Here is a 5621-nt window from a genome sequence, read left to right as displayed (position 1 = left end):
GGGTCGCGGTGCCGCCGAGGGGTGTCTCCTCGGCTCGGCGCGTGCGGGCATGTCTCGGCTGTACCCGGTGGTTGCGCGCTCGTCCTGCGGGGACACCCCTCACCGTCCCCACTCCAGCAGTACGAGCCCGGTTCCGCGAGCGCCGGAGCAGTGGTGTGGGGTGGGGACACGGCGGAGTGTCCCCGCAGGACGAGCGCGCAACCCGGGCCGCCTGGCCGAGAACGCCCGCACGCGCCGAGCCGAGGAGACACTCCGCCGGGGCACCGCCCCACCCGACCCATCCCGCCCCGCGAAAACCCCGCAACCCCCGGCGGGAGCCGAGCGGCCGAGCAGGAGCCACCCCAGGACCGCAACCCCGGCGGGAGCCGAAGGGGCTAGGAGATCGGCAGCACCGCCGAGACCCTGAAGCCCCCCGCGTCCGTCGGACCGGACACGAAGACCCCGCCCAGCCCGAGCACCCGCTCCCGCATGCCGACCAGCCCGTTCCCGCCGCTCGGCAGTCCGACCCCGCCGGAGGCGCCCTCGCACGGCCCGTTCTCCACCTGCATCGCCACCTCACCCTCCCGGTGCGCCAGCCGTACGACGACCCGCGCGCCCGGGGCGTGCTTGTGGCAGTTGGTGAGCGCCTCCTGCACCACCCGGTACGCCGTCTGCTCCACCTCCGCCGCGTACGCCGCCCCCTCGCCCTGCACGACCATCTCGACGGCCATCCCGGCCGCCCGCGACTGGCCGACCAGCGCCTCCAGCTCCTCCAGCGAGGGCCCCTCGTCCGCACCGCCCACGAGCGCGACCGCACCCACCGGCACGGTCGCCGTCGTGGCGGCGGCGGCCGCCGCCACGGCCGTCTTCGGCGGCGCCGCCCGCAGGACGCCGAGCATCTCCCGCAGCTCCGTCAGCGCCTGCCGCCCCATGTCCCCCACGAGCGCGGCGTTCTTCGCCGCCCGCTCCGGGTCCTTGACCGCCACCGCCTCCAGCGCGGCCGCGTGCACGACCATCAGCGACACCCGGTGCGCGACCACGTCGTGCATCTCCCGCGCGATCCGCGTCCGCTCCTCGGTACGGGCCCACTCGGCCCGCTCCTCCGCCCGGTCCGCCAGCAGCGACAGCTCCCGCTCCAGCGAGTCGGCCCGCTCCTGCAGGCTCTCCATCAACCGGCGCCGGGCGCCGATGTAGAGCCCGAGCAGTACGGGCGGCACGGTCAGCGCCACCGCGACGAACCCGGACAGCGCGACCACGAGCGCCGGATCGGCCTCCACGTCCCCGCGCGTCTTCAGGTACATCACGACGAAGGTCGCGACCAGCGACATCGAGGCCAGCGCGGCGATGATCCGCCGGGGCACCTCGGACGAGGCCAGCGAGTACATCCCCGCCACCGACAGCAGGAAGCCCATCTCGGCCGGCGCCACCGCGATCCCCACCAGCACCACGGCGATCGGCCAGCGCCGCCGCAGCACCAGCACGGTCCCCACCACGGCGCCGAACACCACCCCCGCGGCCACGGGGATCCCCGCCTCGTGCGCGAAGCGGATCCCCTCCCACGCGCACTCCGCCGCGGACACCGCGGCCAGCGCCACGTCCACCACGGCATCCCGCCGCCGCGCCCACCACAAAGGCGGCCCAGCGCGGCCTTCCACTTCCCCCGTACTGGTCATGCCGTCCAGCGTACGCAGGCGTCCCGACAGACCACCGACAGAAATTCCCCCGCGCACCGACAGCCGTACGCGCCGCCGAATCGGCCGGATGCCGCGGCACGCGCCCCGCACGGCACGATCTTTACCGTCGCATCGGAGGGTGGTGGTGCGGCATAGTAGGTGCCGTCGACTCGGCCACCATGACGCAATGTCCGGTCCAGTCATAAATAGTCCCCTGTGGTGTAATTGGCAGCACTGAGGCTTTTGGTGCCTTATGTCCGGGTTCGAGTCCTGGCGGGGGAGCTCACGCACGTTCGGGTCCTGACCACAGAGGTCGGGACCCGGCCTCGTTTCACGGCGTTAACGCCCCGGTATCCTTCACGGGTCCACCCCCGAAGCCGAAGGGCACACCCGTGAGCGCCAACCGCCCGGCAGCCGTCGTCGTACTCGCAGCGGGTGAAGGCACCCGCATGAAGTCGGCGACACCCAAGGTTCTGCACGAGATCTGCGGGCGCTCGCTCGTCGGTCACGTGGTCGCCGCCTCCCGCGAGCTGGACCCCGAACACCTCGTCGTCGTCGTCGGGCACGCCCGGGAGCAGGTCACCGCGCACCTCGCCGGCATCGACGCCGACGTCCGCACCGCCGTCCAGCACGAGCAGAACGGCACCGGCCACGCCGTCCGCATGGCCCTCGAAGAGCTCGGCGGGCCCGTCGACGGCACCGTGATCGTCGTCTGCGGCGACACCCCGCTGCTGACCGGGGAGACCCTGGACCGGCTCGCGCGGACGCACGCCGCCGACGGCAACGCCGTCACCGTGCTGACCGCCGAGGTGCCCGACTCCACCGGCTACGGCCGCATCGTGCGCGACGCCGGCGGCGCCGTGACCGCGATCGTCGAGCACAAGGACGCCTCCGACTCCCAGCGCGCCATCCGCGAGATCAACTCGGGCGTCTTCGCCTTCGACGGCGCCCTGCTCGCCGACGCGCTCGGCAAGGTCCGCACCGACAACAGCCAGGGCGAGGAGTACCTCACCGACGTCCTCGGCATCCTGCGCGAGGCCGGCCACCGGGTCGGCGCGGCCGTGGGCAGCGACCACCGCCAGATCCTGGGGATCAACAACCGCGTGCAGCTCGCCGAGGCCCGCGCCCTGCTGAACGCGCGCCTGCTGGAGCAGGCCATGCTCGCGGGCGTCACGGTCGTCGACCCGGCCAGCACCTTCGTGGACGTGACCGTGACCTTCGGCCAGGACGCGATCGTGCACCCCGGCACCCAGCTCCTGGGCGCCACGCACGTCGCCGAGGGCGCCGAGGTGGGCCCGAACACCCGACTGCGGGACACCCGGGTGGGTGCGGGCGCCCGCGTGGACAACACGGTGGCCGAGAGCGCGGTCGTGGGCCCGCAGGCCAGCGTGGGTCCGTTCGCGTACCTGCGTCCGGGCACCACGCTCGGGGCGAAGGCCAAGGCCGGCACCTACGTCGAGATGAAGAACGCGACGATCGGCGAGGGCACCAAGGTGCCGCACCTGTCGTACGTCGGCGACGCGACGATCGGCGAGTACACGAACATCGGCGCGGCGAGCGTCTTCGTGAACTACGACGGTGAGCACAAGCACCACACCACCGTCGGCTCGCATTGCAAGACGGGGTCGGACAACATGTTTGTGGCACCCGTCACCATCGGGGACGGGGCCTACACGGCCGCCGGGTCCGTGATCACGAAGGATGTGCCGCCCGGTGCGCTGGCCGTGGCCCGTGGCCAGCAGCGGAATATCGAGGGCTGGGTGGCTCGCAAGCGTCCGGGAAGTGCCGCCGCCACGGCTGCGCAGTCGGCGGCCTCGGAGGACTCCGAGCGCCCTTGAGGTGAACTGACCGGAAACAGGTACGTCTCGAACGGCGTACCGTGATAGGTGCACGCAATTCGGCTGGCTCACCGTGTGCGGGACGGACGCACATGGGGGCGAGCAGCTTCAACACGTCTGAGGAGACAGTGCTGTGACCGGGATCAAGACGACCGGCGAGAAGAAGCTGATGCTCTTCTCCGGCCGCGCCCACCCCGAGCTGGCCGAGGAGGTCGCGCACCAGCTGGGAGTCGGCCTCGTGCCGACCAAGGCTTTCGACTTCGCGAACGGTGAGATCTACGTCCGCTTCCAGGAGTCGGCGCGTGGCGCGGACTGCTTCCTGATCCAGAGCCACACGGCTCCGATCAACAAGTGGATCATGGAGCAGCTGATCATGATCGACGCGCTGAAGCGCGCGTCGGCACGTTCCATCACCGTGATCATCCCGTCCTACGGGTACGCCCGCCAGGACAAGAAGCACAAGGGCCGCGAGCCGATCTCGGCGCGTCTGGTGGCGGACCTGCTGAAGACCTCGGGTGCGGACCGCATCCTCACGGTCGACCTGCACACCGACCAGATCCAGGGCTTCTTCGACGGCCCGGTGGACCACCTCTCGGCGCTGAACGTCCTCGCGGACTACGTGGGCGCGAAGGTGGACCGCACCAAGCTGACGATCGTGTCCCCGGACGCCGGCCGCGTGCGGGTGGCGGACCGCTGGTGCGACCGTCTGGACGCGCCGCTGGCGATCGTGCACAAGCGCCGCGACAAGGACGTCGCCAACCAGGTGACCGTCCACGAGGTCGTCGGTGAGGTCAAGGGCCGCGTCTGCGTCCTGGTCGACGACATGATCGACACGGGCGGCACGATCTGCGCCGCGGCCGAGGCGCTCTTCGCGCACGGCGCGGAGGACGTGATCGTGACGGCGACGCACGGCATCCTGTCGGGCCCCGCGGCCGACCGCCTGAAGAACTCCAAGGTGAGCGAGTTCGTCTTCACGAACACGCTGCCGGACCCGTCGGACCTGGAGCTGGACAAGATCACGGTGCTGTCGATCGCCCCGATGATCGCGCGCGCGGTGCGCGAGGTCTTCGAGGACGGTTCGGTGACGAGCCTGTTCGAGGAGCAGCAGTAATCGCTGCCGCGTAGATCCTTTTGAAGTGCGGCCTCCCCGCCGGGTAGACTCCTCGAGTTGCTCGGCGAGGGAGGCCGCACTTGTGTGCGGATACTCCGTTATCGACGCGCTCTTCGTAGCAGGCCGTTCAGGCCGGGTGACTGTGTCCCTTTCCATCACCCCACGAGGAGTGAGCATGTCCGAGGTCAAGCTTTCCGCTTCCAGCCGTTCCAACTTCGGCAAGGGTGCCGCCCGTCAGGCCCGCCGCGACGGCCTGGTCCCCGGCGTCATCTACGGCCACGGCACCGCCCCGAAGCACGTCGACGTCGAGGGCCACGGCCTGATGATGGCGCTGAAGACCCCGAACGTCCTGCTGTCCCTGGACATCGCGGGCGACGGCACCGAGCTGGTCATCCCGAAGGCCGTGCAGCGTCACCCGGTCAAGCGCACCCTGACCCACGTCGACTTCCTGATCGTCAAGAAGGGCGAGAAGGTCGTCGTCGAGGTTCCGGTCGTCACCGAGGGCGACCTGGCCGCCGGCGGCAACCTGCTGGAGACCCTCCTGACGGCCGTTTCCGTCGAGGCCGAGGCCACCCACATCCCGAGCGAGATCACCGTCTCGATCGAGGGCCTGGAGGCCGGTGCGACCGTGCACGCCTCCGACCTGAAGCTGCCGGCCGGCACCGCCCTGGCCGTCGACGGTGAGACCGCCGTCCTGCAGGTCGTCGCCCCGCAGGCCGAGGAGCCGGCCGCCGAGGCCGAGGGTGAGACCGAGGGCGCCGAGGCCTGAGCCTCGCCCCTGCCCCTCAGCAGTTGCTGACCGACCGCCGTCCGGCTCCACTGGAGCGGGACGGCGGTCGTCCTCGTTCTAGGCGGTAAGGAGCTTTTGATGTCGGACGACGCGGCGCCCTGGCTGATCGTCGGCCTGGGCAATCCGGGTGCGGAGTACGCCGGGAACCGCCACAACATCGGGTTCATGGTGGCCGATCTGCTGGCGGAGCGGATCGGCGGGAAGTTCAAGGCGCACAAGGCGCGGGCCCA

General features: G+C 71.1%; 4 protein-coding genes, 1 tRNA gene and 1 pseudogene. 5 read left to right on the top strand and 1 reads right to left on the bottom strand.

The features are described from left to right. Nucleotides 1-374 precede the first annotated feature (374 nt). Entirely contained in the window at nt 375-1652 is a 1278-nt protein-coding gene (locus AB0O53_RS38265; protein ID WP_365201831.1) for a sensor histidine kinase, read from the bottom strand. A gap of 210 nt (nt 1653-1862) precedes the next feature. On the opposite strand from AB0O53_RS38265, the gene AB0O53_RS38260 reads away from it, so the two are divergent. The 5 genes and pseudogenes from AB0O53_RS38260 to AB0O53_RS38240 form a co-directional block, all read left to right on the top strand. Beyond that, nucleotides 1863-1934 (top strand) — tRNA-Gln (locus AB0O53_RS38260). A 110-nt stretch (nt 1935-2044) separates the two neighbouring features. Further along, a complete protein-coding gene (gene glmU / locus AB0O53_RS38255) occupies nt 2045-3490 on the top strand; it encodes a bifunctional UDP-N-acetylglucosamine diphosphorylase/glucosamine-1-phosphate N-acetyltransferase GlmU (RefSeq protein ID WP_350994257.1) in 1446 nt (481 codons plus the stop codon). Nucleotides 3491-3623: 133 nt separating this feature from the next. Next, complete coding sequence (locus tag AB0O53_RS38250; RefSeq protein ID WP_030027111.1) at nt 3624-4601, top strand: ribose-phosphate diphosphokinase; 978 nt, start codon at nt 3624-3626, stop codon at nt 4599-4601. Nucleotides 4602-4776: 175 nt separating this feature from the next. After that, nucleotides 4777-5370: a 50S ribosomal protein L25/general stress protein Ctc gene (locus AB0O53_RS38245; RefSeq protein WP_350994260.1), complete on the top strand. Its 594-nt coding sequence runs from the start codon at nt 4777-4779 to the stop codon at nt 5368-5370. Between the two features lie 99 nt (nt 5371-5469). After that, nucleotides 5470-5621 (top strand): annotated as a pseudogene (locus tag AB0O53_RS38240) (aminoacyl-tRNA hydrolase); the annotation flags it as partial.

Origin of the sequence: Streptomyces erythrochromogenes, assembly GCF_040684695.1 — a bacterium.
In the GTDB taxonomy this organism is placed as follows: domain Bacteria; phylum Actinomycetota; class Actinomycetes; order Streptomycetales; family Streptomycetaceae; genus Streptomyces; species Streptomyces erythrochromogenes_C.
The sequence above is the reverse complement of the archived record's forward strand: the minus strand, read 5'-3'. Positions and strand labels throughout refer to the sequence as shown.

What these genes read in the sequence shown, in the direction of transcription:
- AB0O53_RS38265 (WP_365201831.1), bottom strand. Translation starts at nt 1,652, where the DNA reads ATGACCAGTACGGGGGAAGTGGAAGGCCGCGCTGGGCCGCCTTTGTGG.
- AB0O53_RS38245 (WP_350994260.1), top strand. Translation starts at nt 4,777, where the DNA reads ATGTCCGAGGTCAAGCTTTCCGCTTCCAGCCGTTCCAACTTCGGCAAG.